This window comes from Paraburkholderia bannensis NBRC 103871 (assembly GCF_000685015.1).
Taxonomy (GTDB): domain Bacteria; phylum Pseudomonadota; class Gammaproteobacteria; order Burkholderiales; family Burkholderiaceae; genus Paraburkholderia; species Paraburkholderia bannensis.
This window is the reverse complement of the sequence record NZ_BAYA01000029.1, coordinates 97,026-111,819: the sequence shown is the minus strand read 5'-3', so window position 1 is coordinate 111,819 and position 14,794 is coordinate 97,026. Positions and strand designations below refer to the sequence as shown.

Sequence of the window (14,794 nt, the reverse complement as noted above, 5' to 3'; positions counted from 1 at the left end):
CCGGCAACACGCTCAATCTCTCGCATCCGCGCGTGCTGCAAATGGTGACGGACAGCCTGCGTTACTGGGTGCTGGAAATGGGCGTCGACGGTTTCCGCTTTGATCTCGCGACGATCCTCGGGCGCGAGCCCTATGGCTTCGACGAAGGCGGCGGCTTTCTCGACAGTTGCCGCCAGGATCCGATTCTCGCGAGCGTCAAGCTGATCGCGGAGCCCTGGGACTGCGGCCCCGGCGGCTACCAGGTGGGCGGCTTCCCGCCGGGCTGGGCCGAATGGAACGACCGCTTTCGCGACACCGTGCGCGGCTGGTGGAAGGGCGACGAAGGCAAGGCCGCCGACCTCGCCACGCGGCTGGCCGCGTCCGGCGACCAGTTCAACCGGCGCGGCCGCCGCCCGTGGTCGAGCGTGAACTTCGTCACCGCGCACGACGGCTTCACGTTGCAGGATCTGGTCTCGTACAACGAGCGCCACAACGAAGCCAACGGCGAGGAAAACCGCGACGGCCACTCGGACAATCTCTCGTGGAACTGCGGCGTCGAGGGGCCGACCGACGACGCCGATATTCGCGCCCTGCGCGAGCGCCAGAAACGCAACTTCCTCGCCACGCTGCTGCTCGCGCAAGGCACGCCGATGCTGCTCGCGGGCGACGAGTTCGGGCGCACGCAGCGCGGCAACAACAATGCATATTGCCAGGACAACGAGATCAGTTGGGTCGACTGGAACGGCATCGACGAAGACGGACATGCGCTCGCCGATTTCGTGCGCAAGCTCACGACGCTGCGCCATGCGCTGCCGGTGCTGCGGCGCAATCGCTTTCTCACCGGCGAGCACAACGCGACGCTCGATGTCACCGACGTCGAATGGCTCTCGCCCGCAGGCGTGCCGCTCACAGGCGAGCAATGGGGCGATGCGCAGATGCGATGCTTCGGTATGCTGATCGATGGCCGGTCGCAGACCAGCGGGATCATGCGCCTCGCCTCGGACGCCACCATGCTGATCGTGCTCAACGCGTATCACGACATGGTGGAATTCACGCTGCCCTCGGTGCCGGGCAACGATCAATGGAGCTGCCTGATCGACACCAACATGCCGGTGCGCGACGAACTACCGGACTTCGAAGCGGGCGAGATCTACCAGGTCACGGGACGTTCGCTGCTGCTGTTCGCGCTGCACGCGCGCGGCGCGACGCAGCGCGTCTTCCAGCGGCTGGAGGAAGATCTCACCGGTTGAGCTGGCGTAGCGGGATCACTCCGCCGCCCACGGCAAGATCCCTGTTCCATATTGGGCACGCATGTGCGCGTTGCCTTCGACGACAAACGACTCGTCCTGGGTGGAATGCTCGTTGCCGCCCAGCCGGTAATGCACGGTATAGCGGCCCGTTCCCTTGAACACGTCCATGCCGTAGGCCTGCACGAGCCGCAGCAGAAAGCGGCGGTCGCCGCCCCAGCCCCAAAGCCAGAGGTGTGAGGTCTTCAGGAGAAAGTCCGTGCGGAAGAAGTAGCAGCTCGTGTCGATCAGGCAGCCGCTCACGCCATCGCGCGGGCCGATGCTTTCGCACTCGTCGCGACAGACGAAGCTGCCGTCCTTGCGATGGATCGTGCGCAGCGCATACACCCATTGCAGCGAACCGGCGGAGCGCGATTCGATGGCCGCCAGGCACGTCGCGACGTGATCGGCGCGCAGCCAGTTGTCCTGGTCGAGCATCATCGCGTAGTCGTTGTTGACGAGGTAGCCCGCCGCGCACATCACGCGCGCGCCGAACCAGTGCTGTTTCTGCGATTCGGGAATGCGTGCCGTGCGATTCGCGCCGGTGTTGAACGGCAGCACCAGCGTGTGGATGCGCTCATCGGCGGGCAACGCGAGCGGCCGCGCGAACCCAGGGCCGTCGAAGATCACGAGCACGTCGGTGGGCACGCTCTGGTCGAGCACCGACCGCACAGCCTGTTCGAGTTCGGGCGCGCCGGTGGTGGGGATGACGACGATGGCGGGATTCATTTGCATAAGCCTTGGCGTGCATGACATAGTCGAGGCCGCCATGTTGGCAATCCGCCGCCCGGCACGGAACGAGAAAATTCCGAAAGCGCGGCACGCGCCTTGCTACAACTGTTCAGAATCTGCGCGCGGCCACGCTGCGCGCCCACGCCAGCATTGCGGAACGCGCTTGACCCGCGTCCCTCCACGGAGCCTTCATGACCCATCCGGCGCCTCCTGGCGCGCACGCCGCACCGGCCGACTGCGCCAGCGAGCCGATCCACGTGCCCGGCAGCATCCAGCCGCACGGGTATCTGTTTAGCCTCGACGACGCTGGCCGCATCGTGCAACTGAGCACAAATGCGGCTGAACTCGTGACTGCGTCCGCCGGCGTGAGCGCGAGCGCGCAGGCGCTGCTCGGCGAACCGTTTGCGCGCATCGTCGGCGAGCACGCCTCGCAGGCGACGCTTGCCGCGCTCGCGGAGCCGGGTTCGGATGGCACGCCGCGCCTCGTCGGCACGATCGCCGATCCGCGCGATATGCGCGCTACACGCGAGACACGCGATATGCGCGTTTCCGGCACCGATGCGTCGACCGGCGCTGCCGCCCACCCGCCGCTGGCCATCGTCGTGCATCGCTACGACGGCATCGCCATCGTCGAGCTCGAACCGGCGCTTGGCACCGCCGATGTGTTCTCGTCGCTCTATCCGCTCGTGCGCACCTTCTTGCGCGGCCTGCAGCAGAGCGCGGGCGTCGACGATCTCGCGCGCCTCGCCGCCAGCGAGGTCAAGCGCATTACCGGCTTTGGCCGCACGCTCGTCTACAGCTTCGACGACGAAGGCAACGGCCACGTCATCGCCCAGGCGCTCGATCCGGGTTACGCGTCGTATCTCGACCAGCACTTCCCCGCAGCGGACATCCCTGCCCAGGCGCGCGCGCTCTATGTGCACAACCGTATCCGCCTGATCGCCGACGCCGATTACGCAAGCGTGCCGCTCGTGCCGCCGCTGCACCCGGCCACGGGCCGCGCGACCGATCTCACATGGGCGTCGCTGCGCAGCGTCTCGCCGGTGCACGTGCAGTACATGAAGAACATGGGCACCGGCTCGTCGATGTCCATGTCGATCGTGGTGCGCGGGCAGCTCTGGGGCCTCATTTCGTGCCATCACGAAAGCGCCCGCGTGCCCGCCTTCGAAGTGCGCGCGGCCTGCGAACACATCGCGCAGATGCTCTCGTTGCAGATCGAGGCATGCGAAGACCGCACGCAGGCCGAATACCGGCTGGAGCTGCGCCGCCGTCTGTCGCGCCTGCTCGCGGCCATGGCCAACAGCGAGCACTTCGTGAGCGCGCTGTGCGCCGAGCCGCACGACCTGCTTGGACTCGCCAACGCGGCGGGCGCGGCCATCGTGTTCGACGGACGCATCGTCACCGTCGGCACGACGCCCGACACCGCGCAGATCGAGCAGATCCTCAGCTGGCTCGACGGCCAGAGCGGCGAGATCACCGCCGTCGACCAGTTCGCGCAGGCCGCGGGCGTGCCGTTCCATCACGACGCCGCCGGCATGCTCGCCGTGTCGATTTCGCGGCTCTTTCGCAATTACGTGATCTGGTTCCGCCCGGAGGTCGTGCGCGCGCTCAAGTGGGCCGGCAACCCGCGCGAGAAACTGGCGAGCCAGGCCAGCGCGCTGTCGCCGCGCGCGAGCTTCGACGTCTGGACGGAGGTGGTGCGCGAGCGCTCGCTGCCCTGGCACGCCGCCGAGCAGGAAATCGCGCTGGAATTTCGCGCCGCGCTGCTCGACATCGTCTTGCGCCGCGCCGAAGAACTCGCCCAGCTCGCGCTCGAACTGGGCCGCGCGAACGAGGAGCTCGAAGGCTTCTCGTACACGGTCTCGCACGACCTGCGTGCGCCGCTGCGCCATATCGCCGGTTTCGCCGATCTGCTCGCGCGCAACGAAAGCGACAATCTCTCGACGCGCGGGCAGCATTTTGTCGAGCGCATCGCGGACTCGGCGCGCTTCGGCGGCAAGCTCGTCGACGACCTGCTCGCGTTCTCGCAGATGGGCCGCGCCGCGCTTCACAAGCAGCGCGTGGACATGAACCGGCTGGTGGGCGAACTCGTCGCCGACCAGCAGCGCGATCATCCGCAGCGCGCGATCGAATGGCGTGTCGCTCCGCTGCACGCGCTCACCGTGGATCCGGTGCTCATGCACGTGGTGCTGCGCAACCTGATCGACAACGCCGTCAAGTTCACGCGCAACCATGCGAGCGCCGATGACCCTGCGATAATCGAAATCGGCTGCCACGCGGGCGAAAGCGATACGCCGCTCGCCGATCACGACATCGTGTTCGTACGCGACAACGGCGTGGGCTTCGACGCGCGCTATGTCGGCAAGCTGTTTGGCGTGTTCCAGCGGCTGCATCGCTTCGAGGATTTCGAAGGCACGGGCATCGGGCTGGCCAGCGTCAAGCGCATCGTCGAGCGACACGGCGGCCAGGCCTGGGCCGACGGCAAGCTCGATGTGGGCACAACGGTCTCGTTCGCGATTCCGCGCACCGCCGCTGCGCCGCCCGCGCAGAACGGCGCGCTCGATGGCGAATCCGCGGCGGCGGCAGTGGCGCGGCTTGCGTCGGTGTCGCCGGACACGCAGCCGTTCAGGAATGTGCGCAAGCCCGAATGAATTGAAAAGCGAAGTTGAAAACGCAGTTGTTCAAGTTTTTGCGCGCCTATGCGCGGTAGAGGAAGGAAAGCGTCGTGTTAAGACCCATCCTGCTGGTGGAAGACAATCCCAACGATATCGAGCTGACGTTGATCGCGCTCGAAAAGGCCCGGCTCGCGAATCCGGTGGTGGCGCTGCGTGACGGTGCGGAAGCGCTCGACTATCTGCGCCGCGAAGGCCAGTGGGCCGATCGCGCCGACGAAAACCCCGCGGTGATCCTGCTCGACAAGAAGCTGCCCAAGCTCGACGGCCATGAGGTGCTCAAGGTCGTGCGCGAAGACGCGCGGCTGCGGCGCGTACCCGTCGTCATGCTCACCTCGTCGCGCGAAGAGAAAGACCTGCTGCGCAGCTACGATCTGGGCGTGAACGCCTACGTCGTGAAGCCCGTCGAGTTCGACGACTTCATGGACGCCATCAACGATCTGGGCGTGTTCTGGGCCGTGCTCAATGAGCCGCCGCCCTATAGTCGATAAATGCAGTCGATAAATGCAGCCACTAAGTGCAGGCGCTAAATACAGCCGATAAACCGGCGTATCACCTCACCAGATGCAGACCCGTGGCGTCGACGCGCACGTTCGATCCGACGTGCGGTCGCGCAAGCAGCGCTTCCAGCACGCTGCGATCGGGCCCGGTGGTCGTGAAGGATTCGCCCGGCGCGAATTCGAAACGCCATAGCACCGGGCCGCGCCCTTGCGCATCGACGGTAATGCGCGTGAGCGTATCGAGCGCATATGCGTGCTCACGCCAGTCGAACACCCCGCGCGTATAAAGCGCGTCCTGCGTGACGATCTCGTAGCGGCGCAGGAACGGCGCACAGATCACGCAGAACACCGCCGTCACGATCAGCCCTTGCCGCACGGTGCGCCACACGATCTCGCGCGGCGTACGCACGGGTTTTCTGCGTTTGCGCGCGTGCGCCTTGCGCCAGTCGTCGATTGCGTTCGAGCCCACCACCGCGCAGCCCAGCGCCCAGAACAGGATGAAAAAGCCGAGCGGCGCGTCGATAAACGGCACCGACAAGGCCCCCTGCCAAGTACGCGGAAAGTCCATCAGCGTGGCGTTCGCGATGGTGTCGAGACTGCGATACGAGCCGCGCGCATGCGCAATGAACAGCCACGCGCCAAGACGTTGCAGCGCGATCAAAAGCGGCCAGCAAAGCAGCGAGGCAGCGAGCCACGCAAGCGCCACACCGGCCGCCAGCGCGATGCCGCACAGCCAGCGGCCTAACCCCGACAAAACCCGCATCAAAGCTCGCTATGTTTCTTCGCGTTGCCGCGCGCCTTGTCGGCCGGATAGCGCGTTTCGTTCACGCGCACCTTGTCGGCGGCGGCCTGCACCAGGTCGAAACCGGCTGTGTGCGCCACCAGCAGCAGATAAATGAAGACATCGGCGCATTCCTGCTTGAGGTGCGCGAGTCCCTGCGGATCGGCGAGCATCGCGGCGATCTGCGCATCGTCCTTCCACTGGATCGTTTCGAGCAGCTCGCCTGCCTCGATGCTGGTCGAGACGATCAGGTTACGCAGCGTGTGGAACTGCTGCCAGTCGCGCGCTTCGCGAAACGCGAGCACCTGCTGCATGAGCGCGTCGAGCGGCGTGGTGGGCGAGGAATCGGTCATGGCAGCCTGGGGTGAGCGTAAAGCGCGGATTTTACCGCCCGCACCGCCCGGTTGAGCGCGTGGGCGGCACGCACTAGCGATAACGCGGCAAGCTCACGCGGAAAGTCGCGCCCTGGCCCTCGCCCGCGCTTTCGGCCCAGATCGCGCCGCCGTGCAGGCGCACGATGCTGCGCGCGAGCCACAAACCCAGGCCCAGGCCTGACGCGCGGCCACTGCCGCCCGCCTGGTAGAAGCGCTCGAAGATGCGCTCCAGCACATCGGGCGCGATGCCGCGTCCCGAGTCGCGCACGCTCAATTGCGCCGTGCCCGCCGCCGCCGCATCGACGCTCACGCTCACGACGATCTCGCCTGACTCGCTGAACTTGAGCGCATTGGTCATCAGGTTCCAGATCACCTGGCGCAAGCGCTTTTCGTCGGCCATGACGATGCACGATTCGAGTTTGTCGGCCACGAGGCGCACGCCCTTTTCCTCGATGCGAATACGCATGTCCTCGGCGATATTGCCTGCCAGCGCGCCCAGGTCGACCGGCGCAAGCTCGATGGAAAGCTTGCCGGTCGCAATCGCGCCGCTGTCGAGCAGGTCGTCGACCATCAATGCAAGCTGGCGCGCGTTGCGCTCGATCACCGTGCCCGCGCGCGCCATGTGCGCGAGGTCGCCGGAGCGCTGCAGCAGCGTCGCCCACGATTGAATCGCGCCCAGCGGCGAGCGCAGTTCGTGACTCACGGCAGCGACGAAGTGATCCATCGCGCGCGTGGCTTCTTCGCTGCGCTCGCGCGCGGCGCGCTCGGTCACCGCCGCCGCCTGGTGCTCCAGCTCGGATTCCTTGCGCATCGAGATATCGAGCGCGAGGCCGATGACCGACGCCGTCGCGCCGCCTGCTTCCGCAGCTTGCGCGTCGCTGCCGCGCGGACGCGCCGCGCGCAGCAGCACCCAGTGCCGCTCGCGATTGGGCCACGTCACGCGAAAGTCCACTTCGACCGGCGCATCGGCGAAACGCGCGGCGTCGAAGGCGTAACGCACGCGCTCGCGATACTCCACGTCGATCAGTTCGCCGAACAGACGCGATTCCGTGATGGTCGCGGCAGCGGGCAGGCCCAGCAGCATCTTGAACTGGTCGTTGCAGGTGAACACGCCGGTCTGCGTCTGCAACTCCCACGCGCCGACGCTCGCGAACGCCAGCGCATGCTGCAACTGCTCCTGTTGCAGGCGCAACTGTTCGTTGGCCTCTTCCATCAGCACCTGGCGCAGCCGCGCCTGCGAGCGCAGCTTGGCGCGCTCGCGCTGCTCGCGCGCCTCGTCCTCCATGCGCTCGCTGATGTCGTGCACGCACAGGCCGAACAGACGCTCGCCGCGCGCGGTGGCCATCAGCGTCACGCGCACCTGCCAGTAGCGCGGCACGCGCGGGCCGGCGTCGTCACCGGCGAGGTCGTAGCGGATCGGCGGGCCCAGGCGGCTCTCGCCGGGCACGCCGTCGCCGAGCATCGCGTCGAGCCACCGACGCCGCGCCTCGCGCTGCGCCGCCGAACCCGCCTGGTTGATCTCGTAGACCGAGCGCCCGATCACCGCTGCGCGCTCGCTCGACACCAGCGCGAGATAGGCACGATTGGCGGCGACGACCTGCATGCTGGCGTCGAGCACGAGCCAGGCGTCGGGCAGCGCTTCGAAGATGTCGCCGACGTCCGCGCCGGGCGCGGGAACGTCTGAAGCAGCCGCTCCGGAAGCCGGTAGGTCAGGCAAAGGCTCGTACATGATGTCGCGTGACGTTGCGTGATTCGCTGGACGTTGCTCGCGCGGCGAGCGCTCAGGCGGTCACCGCGCGCGACGCGGCGGGCGCGGCAGCGGGCGCAACGTCGGGCAACAGCGCGATCAGCCGGTCGAACGCGGCGCGCGCGCCCGCGCAGGCAAGATCGACGTCGCGCGGCGTATGCACGGCGCGGCGCATGGCGGCGACGAAGGCGTGCCAGCGCGGGCCGGGTGCGTTGCCGTCGCCGCTCAGGTAATCGAGGGGATGGGGCGCGAAGGTGCCGGCATAACGACGCAGCAGCACCGCGCCACCCAGTTGCGAGCCTTCGATGACATAGCAGGCGCCCCAGCGCCACGCCGCGCCCGCTTCCAGGGCAGCAAGCGGCTGGGAGGCCGCGACGGGCGGTGTACGCCCTGGGCTACCTTTCGCGCCCTGCAACGCCGGATGCGCGAGGTCGCGCTCGATCAGTGCGAGACGCGCCAGCGGCGGCAGCAAGGCGGGATCTTGCGGGCCATCGTCGAAGCGCTGCAACCAGGCATCGAGCGGGGCAAGCCAGGCGTGCAACACCTGCAAATGCTGCTGGTAATTGGCCAGTGTGGGCGCGGCGACGGCGAGCGGCATGGCGCGCTCGGCGCTTTCGTGGCGAGACGCGGTAGCCAGGCGCAAAGCGCCAAGGACGTCGACGAACGAGGATTCGGCTGCGGATCGAAGTGCGGTCACGGGTCAAGTCCGGGTGGGCAAACGTGCAAACGTACGTGCGTGAAAACGGGGCCGCGGGCGCGCGAATGGATCAACGAGGTTTCATCGAGGCTTCATCGCACGCAACGCGTTTTCTGGTTCCGGTAGTCGTCGATGCGAGCGGCGGCGAACCGAAGCACACGGCGGGCGCGTGCCCTTTCGCGATTGCGCTCGCGGAATCAGGGCATTATCGCGTCACAGTCGGATTTGCGCACGGCGGTGCGCGAAATCCGCACCGGCGTCCAGGGTAAAGCTGCCGCAAAGCCGCTACCAGACCATTGCGGCGCTCAGCAGCAGTTTCCGTTCCCGAGCCTTGCGTCCGGAACTGGCGCGCAGCGTGCCCTTATTTCGTGTGGCTATTGCACGGGGCTGCCCACTTCACGGCCCTATTGCGCAACCAGCGTCGAGCGCGCCGCCTGTCGCGCCAGGCGCCACGTATTGCGGCCCGCCCGCTTGGCTTCGTACATCGCCGCATCGGCAAGACACAGCGCCTCGTCGGGGCCCACGCCGCTTTCGTTCGCGCCGTGCAGCGCCACGCCCACGCTCGCGCTGCATTCGATCACCTCGCCGCCCGCCACCAGCGGCCCCGCCAGCGCCTCGCAGAGCGCCCGGGCAATGCGCTCCGCGCTCGCCGCCTCGGTCACGCCGCGACTCATCACCACGAACTCGTCGCCGCCTGGACGGCTCACGAAATCGCCCGCCCGCACCGTCGACGTGAGGCGGTTCGCGACCTCGCGCAGCAGCGCGTCGCCGGTATCGTGGCCGTAGCGGTCGTTGATGCCCTTGAATCCGTCGAGGTCGATAAAACAGAGCGCGAACGGACTCGCCTGCGCGAGCGTCGCGCCCAGTTCCTCGTCTAGCGCGCGCCGGTTCGCCAGCCCCGTGAGCGGGTCGATCAGCGCGTTCTCGCGCAGTTCGCGTTCGGTGCGGCGCTGCTCGGTGACGTCGTGCGACACGACGTAAAAGCCCGTCACCTTGCCTTCGCGTTCGGCGGGAATGTAGGTGGTGCACCAGATGCGCTCTTCGTCCAGCCGGTAGCGCACTTCGTTGCAGGTCACGCGCTCGCCCGCCAGCGCGCGCGTGAAGAACGGCTGCAACTGCTCGAACAGTTCCGGGCGCAGCGTCTCGCGGATGCTCAAGCCGCGCATCGCCGCCGATGGCCGCGCCAGCACGCGCTTGAAGGTCTCGTTGTTGAACTGGTAGCGCAGGTCGCGATCCACGGCGGCGATCAGCACGGGCAGATTGTCCGTAATGGTCTGGAGCGCGTCGCGGCTGCGCCGCAGCTCGGCCGTGCGCTCGCGCACGCGCTCCTCCAGCTCCACGTGATAGTTGCGCAGCGCCTCTTCGCTTTTCTTGCGGCTGTCGATGTCCTGCACGGCGGCGATGAAATGCAGCGGCACGCCCGCGGCGTCGCGCAGCAGCGTCACCGCCAGGTTCACCCAGATCGCCGTGCCGTCGGGGCGCATATAGCGCTTTTCGGTCGTGCAGGTGGACTGCTTGCCGGCCACCAGCTCCGCCGCCAGCGCGAAGTCGGAGGCCAGGTCGTCCGGGTGCGTGACTTCGGCGAAGGTCAGCTTGCGCAGCGTCGCTTCGTCGTAGCCGGTGATTTCGGTGAAGGTCGGATTGACCTCCAGAAAGTGCCCGTCGAGCGCGACCAGCGCATTGCCGATCGGCGTCTCCTTGAAGACGGTCGTGAAGCGCGCCTCGCTGATCGCCAGCGAGCGGCGGTCGCGCTCGTGCGCCGTGCGCGAGCGGATCAACTGGCCGCGCACTTCGAGTTCGCGCTCGATCAGTTGCGCGTAGTCGGCCAGCGCCTGAGCATCGTCCGCTTCGAAGCTGCGCGGCTGCGTATCGATCAGGCACAGCGTGCCGATCACCTGGCCGTCCGCGAGGCGCAGCGGCGAGCCCGCGTAAAAGCGGATATACGGCGCGCCCAGCACCAGCGGGTTGTCGAGAAAGCGCTCGTCGTCGAAGGTGTCCTCCACCACGAGCATGCGTTTGCTGAGCACCGCGTGCGCGCAGAACGACATGCTGCGCGGCGTCTCGCAGGCGGCGAGCCCGTGATGCGACTTGAACCACTGGCGGTCTTCGTCGACCAGCGACACCAGCGCGATCGGCACGGCGAAGGCCCGTGCGGCCAGCCGCGCGACGCGGTCGAACGCTTCTTCCGGCTCGGAATCGAGAATGTCCAGACGTTTGAGCGCGCGCAGGCGCAAGTCCTCGTCGAGCGGAAGCGGTGCTGTAATCATTCGGTGGGTCCTGGCCCTGGAATCGGCGCGATTGGCGTTATCGGCACAATCGGCGCGCGGTGGTTCATCGACAGGCGCGGTGCGTCGGGCTGCGCGCCCCGCTCCTCTCGCCTGGCTCCTGTTAACGGCAGAAATCCGGCAATTTTGACCCCAGGCATCTCACCTGGATGAAAACCCTCAATACGCTCGCAAACGTTTAATTAGTAGCACGATCGTGCGTTTGATGGCCACGTCGCGCGCATCCGCCTGCCCATGACGTTCATGCCCTCAGCCTTGATGGCAGGGTCTTGCGCAGTGGCGGCACATCGTCCAATTAGTTTGGATACCGAATCGATACGTAAAAACTTCCTGTTCGCACCCTGCAAAAAAAACCTTCAAATGCCTTAAGCAATATGACGCGCCGCCGTAAAGCAGGGCACGGTTCCTTAGCGCAACGCACCAGCATCATGAAATCACCCGAACAGTCAGTAAAAATTACGCTACGCCATCCTTTTGCGAGCGCCGCGCGTTTCGCTGGCAGCAAGCCGCGCGCCGCCAGCGCGGCGCCGCGAGCCCGCCGCGCTGGCACGCTGTGCGCGCGCCATGCGGGCGCGGCCACCAATTTCGCGACGCGCCGCCTGCTGGCGCGCCATCGCACGCGGCGCGCCTGATTCGCGACGCATCGGTTTGATTCACGGGAAAAGAAGGAAACATCATGTTCGTCGCAATCGGCTGGATCGTGGTCCTCGGATCGGTGATCGGGAGTTTCGTGGGCGTGGGCGGCCATTTGCCCGCGCTCGTGCAACCCTTCGAACTGCTATGCATTTTTGGCGCGGCGCTCGGTGCGTTCGTCGTGAGCAATCCGCGCTCGACGCTCGGCAAGACGCTCAAGGCGCTGCCCACCTGCTTCAAGGGCGGCGGCTACACCAAGGCGCAGTATCTCGAACTCATCGCACTGCTCTATGAGCTGCTCCAGAAGGCGCGCAAGGAAGGCATGATGGCGCTCGAAGCAGATATCGAAGAACCGGAAAGCAGCCCGCTGTTCCAGAAGTACGAGCGCGTGCTGGCCGACCATCATCTGCTCGACTTTATCGTCGACTACCTGCGCATGATGTCGAGCGGCAACGTCAATCCCATCGAGATGCAGGATCTCATGGACGAGGAACTGGAGACGCACCACTCCGAAGTCTCCGTCGCGCCCAACGCGATCCAGAAAATGGCCGACGGCCTGCCCGCCTTCGGCATCGTGGCCGCCGTGATGGGCGTCGTGCACACGATGGGCTCGGTCGGCCAGCCGCCCGCCGTGCTCGGCGAGATGATCGCCGGCGCGCTGGTGGGCACCTTCCTCGGCATCCTGCTGGCCTATGGTTTTGTCGGCCCGATCGCCGACCTGCTCAACGCCAAGGGCCGCGCCGCCTCCAAGCCGTTCCAGTGCGTCAAGGCCGTGCTGCTCGCGTCGCTGGCCGGTTATGCGCCGCCGGTCGCCGTCGAATTCGGCCGCAAGGTGCTGTTCACGGCAGATCGCCCGAGCTTCAAGGAGCTCGACGAAACGGTGCGCGCGACCAAGACCCCGAAGGCCGCTTAAGGCTGCGTTTCAAGGCCTCATCAGGAAGATCAGGAAGTTCAGGAGAACGACATGGCAGAGCGACCGCGCGGCGCGCAGGACAGCCAGAGCAGCAAGCCCCCGGTCATCGTGCGCCGCGTGAAGAAGGGGGGCCATGAGGGCCATCACGGCGGCGCATGGAAGATCGCCTATGCCGATTTCGTGACGGCGATGATGGCGTTCTTCCTGCTCATGTGGCTGCTGGGATCGACCTCGCAATATGACCGCGACGGCATCGAGAAGTACTTCAACACGCCGCTGTCGAGCATGCTGGGCGGCAAGCCCAATTCGGCGAATCCGAGCCCGAGCATCATCAACGGCGGCGGCCACGACCTGGCGAACAAGCTGCCTGCCGTGGGCGGCGCGAATGCGCAGCCGGCCGCCACGCGCGCCGTGTCGCTCGCGTCCGGCGAAACCGCTGACCAGACGCGCCTCGCGCAACTGAAGGCGCGGCTGTCCGCACTGATCGAGCAAAAGCCCGCGCTGAGCGCGTTCAAGGATCAGATCCGCGTGACCATCACGGACGAAGGCCTGCGCATCGAGGTCGTCGACTCGCTCAAGCGGCCGATGTTCGCGACCGGCAGCGCGAAGCTGGAGGACTACGCTTACGCGATCCTGGTCGAGATCGGCAGCGCGCTGAACGACGTGGACAGCGGCGTGTCGATTGCGGGACATACGGATTCGGTGCCGTATTCGGGCGGCCTTGCGGGCTACTCGAACTGGGAACTGTCGAGCGAGCGCGCCAACGCGGCGCGCCGCGCGCTGGTCGCGGGCCACCTGCGCGAAGACCGGCTGCTGCAGGTGCGCGGCCTCGCCGATGTGCTGCCGCTCGACAAGGGCGAAGCCGATAGCGCGCTGAACCGGCGCATCAGCATCCTCGTGATGAACAAGGCCGCCGAGCGTGCGTTCTTCCAGAATGCCGGGCATCTCACTGCGGGTACTCAAACGAATGGGGCTCCGAATCCGGCTCAAAATGCGGCGCCCGCTCCGGCCCCGCACATCGTCCCCGCCGCTGCGGCAAGCGTCGCCCCGAAGACCGGCATCACCGTCGGCACGACCACGACGCCCAGCGTGAAGACCCGCGCGTCGTCCTGATCCGGGCGCAGTCCTTGCGGAGCGTCATGGCATCGACCGGGTCTTTCCGGTGGACTTCAGAGGGAGCAATGCCATGAACGCGAACGCCCAGCAGGACAAGCCGGAAAACGCGCAGGAACCGGCCCAGGACGACCACGAAAAAAGCGCTGAAATGCAGGCGCACGAAGAAGCGCTGCGCCATCCCCAACCCGCGCAACACAACGACGACGCGCGCAGCAAGATGCCCGAACGTCACGACGAAGGACGCAAGCAGTCGCCCGCCAACCGTCCCGGCAAGCAGTCCGGCGAAGGCGAGACGCCGGTCGGCTGATCCGCGGTTTCCAGGTCTCGTTTCCAGGTCTCGTTTCCAGGTCTCGCGCAGACCGCCGCCTCGCGGCACGCACATTGCGCTAGAGAAGGCACGGCGGTCGGGCCATTTCGGCCCGGCCGAACCCAACGAAGTGCCTCAAGCAAGGAGACGGACATGCCCACCTTTACTCCCAATCCCATGCCCACCGGCGGCGGCGCACGCATTGTCGGCAAGGGCGCAGCCACGGCGGCCGGCCCCGGCCCCGATGTCATGGCCGCCAGCACGCTCGACAGCGACAAGATCCTTAGTTCGGACGGCGAAGAAGTCGGCAAGGTCAAGGACATCATGCTCGACGTGCAAGGCGGACGCATCGCCTATGTGGTGATGTCGAGCGGCGGTTTTCTCGGCATCGGCGACAAGCTGCTGGCAATTCCCTGGAACGCGCTGACGCTCGACACGAGCCGCAAGTGCTTCCTGCTCAACGTATCGGCGGAACGCGTGCGCAGCGCGCCAGGATTCGACAAGGATCAATGGCCGTCGATGGCCGACGCCAAGTGGGGCAGCACGGTTCACGCGTACTACGGCAGCGAGCCGTACTGGGAAGGCGTCGAGCCCATCGTGCCGCCGCGCGACGACCTGGGCCACCACTAGGCGGGCTCGCCCGAGATTCGACGTAACCCGCCGCCATGCCGCTCGAAACAGGGCGGCATGGCGTTCGCGCACCGTGCGGCAAACGTGCTTTGACGTTGGCCAGGCTATCATTCCTGTGATTATCTGGCCTGCCCGCACTTCC

General features: G+C 66.7%; 14 protein-coding genes. 8 read left to right on the top strand and 6 right to left on the bottom strand.

Annotated elements, in window-relative coordinates; all coding sequences use genetic code 11:
- Nucleotides 1–1,229: glycogen debranching protein (locus BBA01S_RS31365; protein ID WP_027819899.1), on the top strand; the 1,229-nt coding region annotated here is incomplete at its 5' end.
- A 15-nt stretch (nucleotides 1,230–1,244) separates the two neighbouring features.
- Here BBA01S_RS31365 and BBA01S_RS31360 read toward each other — a convergent pair.
- Nucleotides 1,245–1,994, bottom strand: a complete 750-nt coding sequence (locus BBA01S_RS31360) for a glycosyltransferase family A protein (protein WP_042298209.1) — start codon at nucleotides 1,992–1,994, stop codon at nucleotides 1,245–1,247.
- Between the two features lie 194 nt (nucleotides 1,995–2,188).
- On the opposite strand from BBA01S_RS31360, the gene BBA01S_RS31355 reads away from it, so the two are divergent.
- Together BBA01S_RS31355 and BBA01S_RS31350 are read left to right on the top strand one after the other, a co-directional pair.
- Nucleotides 2,189–4,648: an ATP-binding protein gene (locus BBA01S_RS31355; RefSeq protein WP_027819897.1), complete on the top strand. Its 2,460-nt coding sequence runs from the start codon at nucleotides 2,189–2,191 to the stop codon at nucleotides 4,646–4,648.
- Nucleotides 4,649–4,722: 74 nt separating this feature from the next.
- Nucleotides 4,723–5,160 carry a response regulator gene (locus BBA01S_RS31350; RefSeq protein WP_027819896.1) on the top strand — a complete coding sequence of 146 codons (438 nt, stop codon included), beginning with the start codon at nucleotides 4,723–4,725 and terminating at the stop codon, nucleotides 5,158–5,160.
- 61 nt (nucleotides 5,161–5,221) lie between these two features.
- On the opposite strand, the gene BBA01S_RS43600 is transcribed toward BBA01S_RS31350, so the two are convergent.
- The 5 genes from BBA01S_RS43600 to BBA01S_RS43580 form a co-directional block, all read right to left on the bottom strand.
- Nucleotides 5,222–5,932, bottom strand: a complete 711-nt coding sequence (locus BBA01S_RS43600) for a hypothetical protein (RefSeq protein WP_052391978.1) — start codon at nucleotides 5,930–5,932, stop codon at nucleotides 5,222–5,224.
- Entirely contained in the window at nucleotides 5,932–6,303 is a 372-nt protein-coding gene (locus tag BBA01S_RS31340) for a nucleotide pyrophosphohydrolase (RefSeq protein WP_042298207.1), read from the bottom strand. The genes BBA01S_RS43600 and BBA01S_RS31340 overlap by 1 nt, the downstream gene beginning before the upstream one ends.
- 73 nt (nucleotides 6,304–6,376) lie before the next feature.
- Nucleotides 6,377–8,053: a sensor histidine kinase gene (locus BBA01S_RS31335; RefSeq protein ID WP_027819893.1), complete on the bottom strand. Its 1,677-nt coding sequence runs from the start codon at nucleotides 8,051–8,053 to the stop codon at nucleotides 6,377–6,379.
- Nucleotides 8,054–8,105: 52 nt separating this feature from the next.
- On the bottom strand, nucleotides 8,106–8,768 hold the full coding sequence (locus BBA01S_RS43590; RefSeq protein WP_042298206.1) for a biliverdin-producing heme oxygenase: 663 nt from the start codon (nucleotides 8,766–8,768) through the stop codon (nucleotides 8,106–8,108).
- 404 nt (nucleotides 8,769–9,172) lie between these two features.
- Entirely contained in the window at nucleotides 9,173–11,035 is a 1,863-nt protein-coding gene (locus BBA01S_RS43580) for a sensor domain-containing diguanylate cyclase (RefSeq protein WP_042298204.1), read from the bottom strand.
- Nucleotides 11,036–11,481: 446 nt separating this feature from the next.
- On the opposite strand from BBA01S_RS43580, the gene BBA01S_RS43575 reads away from it, so the two are divergent.
- From BBA01S_RS43575 to BBA01S_RS31300, 5 genes are all read left to right on the top strand, one after another.
- Entirely contained in the window at nucleotides 11,482–11,685 is a 204-nt protein-coding gene (locus BBA01S_RS43575) for a hypothetical protein (RefSeq protein WP_042298203.1), read from the top strand.
- Nucleotides 11,686–11,729: 44 nt separating this feature from the next.
- Nucleotides 11,730–12,599 (top strand): flagellar motor stator protein MotA, encoded by an 870-nt coding sequence (gene motA / locus BBA01S_RS31315; protein WP_027819891.1) that lies wholly within the window; start codon nucleotides 11,730–11,732, stop codon nucleotides 12,597–12,599.
- Nucleotides 12,600–12,650: 51 nt separating this feature from the next.
- Entirely contained in the window at nucleotides 12,651–13,712 is a 1,062-nt protein-coding gene (gene motB / locus BBA01S_RS31310; RefSeq protein WP_027819890.1) for a flagellar motor protein MotB, read from the top strand.
- Nucleotides 13,713–13,785: 73 nt separating this feature from the next.
- Nucleotides 13,786–14,022 (top strand): hypothetical protein, encoded by a 237-nt coding sequence (locus tag BBA01S_RS43570; RefSeq protein WP_042298202.1) that lies wholly within the window; start codon nucleotides 13,786–13,788, stop codon nucleotides 14,020–14,022.
- Between the two features lie 153 nt (nucleotides 14,023–14,175).
- Nucleotides 14,176–14,652, top strand: coding sequence for a PRC-barrel domain-containing protein (locus tag BBA01S_RS31300; RefSeq protein WP_245641639.1), 477 nt, complete (start codon nucleotides 14,176–14,178; stop codon nucleotides 14,650–14,652).
- The last annotated feature ends 142 nt before the right edge of the window (nucleotides 14,653–14,794 follow it).

Coding starts and splice junctions, on each gene's coding strand:
- BBA01S_RS43580 (WP_042298204.1), bottom strand. CDS start 11,035: ATGATTACAGCACCGCTTCCGCTCGACGAGGACTTGCGCCTGCGCGCG.
- BBA01S_RS31340 (WP_042298207.1), bottom strand. CDS start 6,303: ATGACCGATTCCTCGCCCACCACGCCGCTCGACGCGCTCATGCAGCAG.
- BBA01S_RS43600 (WP_052391978.1), bottom strand. CDS start 5,932: ATGCGGGTTTTGTCGGGGTTAGGCCGCTGGCTGTGCGGCATCGCGCTG.
- BBA01S_RS31300 (WP_245641639.1), top strand. CDS start 14,176: ATGCCCACCTTTACTCCCAATCCCATGCCCACCGGCGGCGGCGCACGC.
- BBA01S_RS31355 (WP_027819897.1), top strand. CDS start 2,189: ATGACCCATCCGGCGCCTCCTGGCGCGCACGCCGCACCGGCCGACTGC.
- motA (WP_027819891.1), top strand. CDS start 11,730: ATGTTCGTCGCAATCGGCTGGATCGTGGTCCTCGGATCGGTGATCGGG.
- BBA01S_RS31335 (WP_027819893.1), bottom strand. CDS start 8,053: ATGTACGAGCCTTTGCCTGACCTACCGGCTTCCGGAGCGGCTGCTTCA.
- BBA01S_RS43570 (WP_042298202.1), top strand. CDS start 13,786: ATGAACGCGAACGCCCAGCAGGACAAGCCGGAAAACGCGCAGGAACCG.
- motB (WP_027819890.1), top strand. CDS start 12,651: ATGGCAGAGCGACCGCGCGGCGCGCAGGACAGCCAGAGCAGCAAGCCC.
- BBA01S_RS43575 (WP_042298203.1), top strand. CDS start 11,482: ATGAAATCACCCGAACAGTCAGTAAAAATTACGCTACGCCATCCTTTT.
- BBA01S_RS31360 (WP_042298209.1), bottom strand. CDS start 1,994: ATGAATCCCGCCATCGTCGTCATCCCCACCACCGGCGCGCCCGAACTC.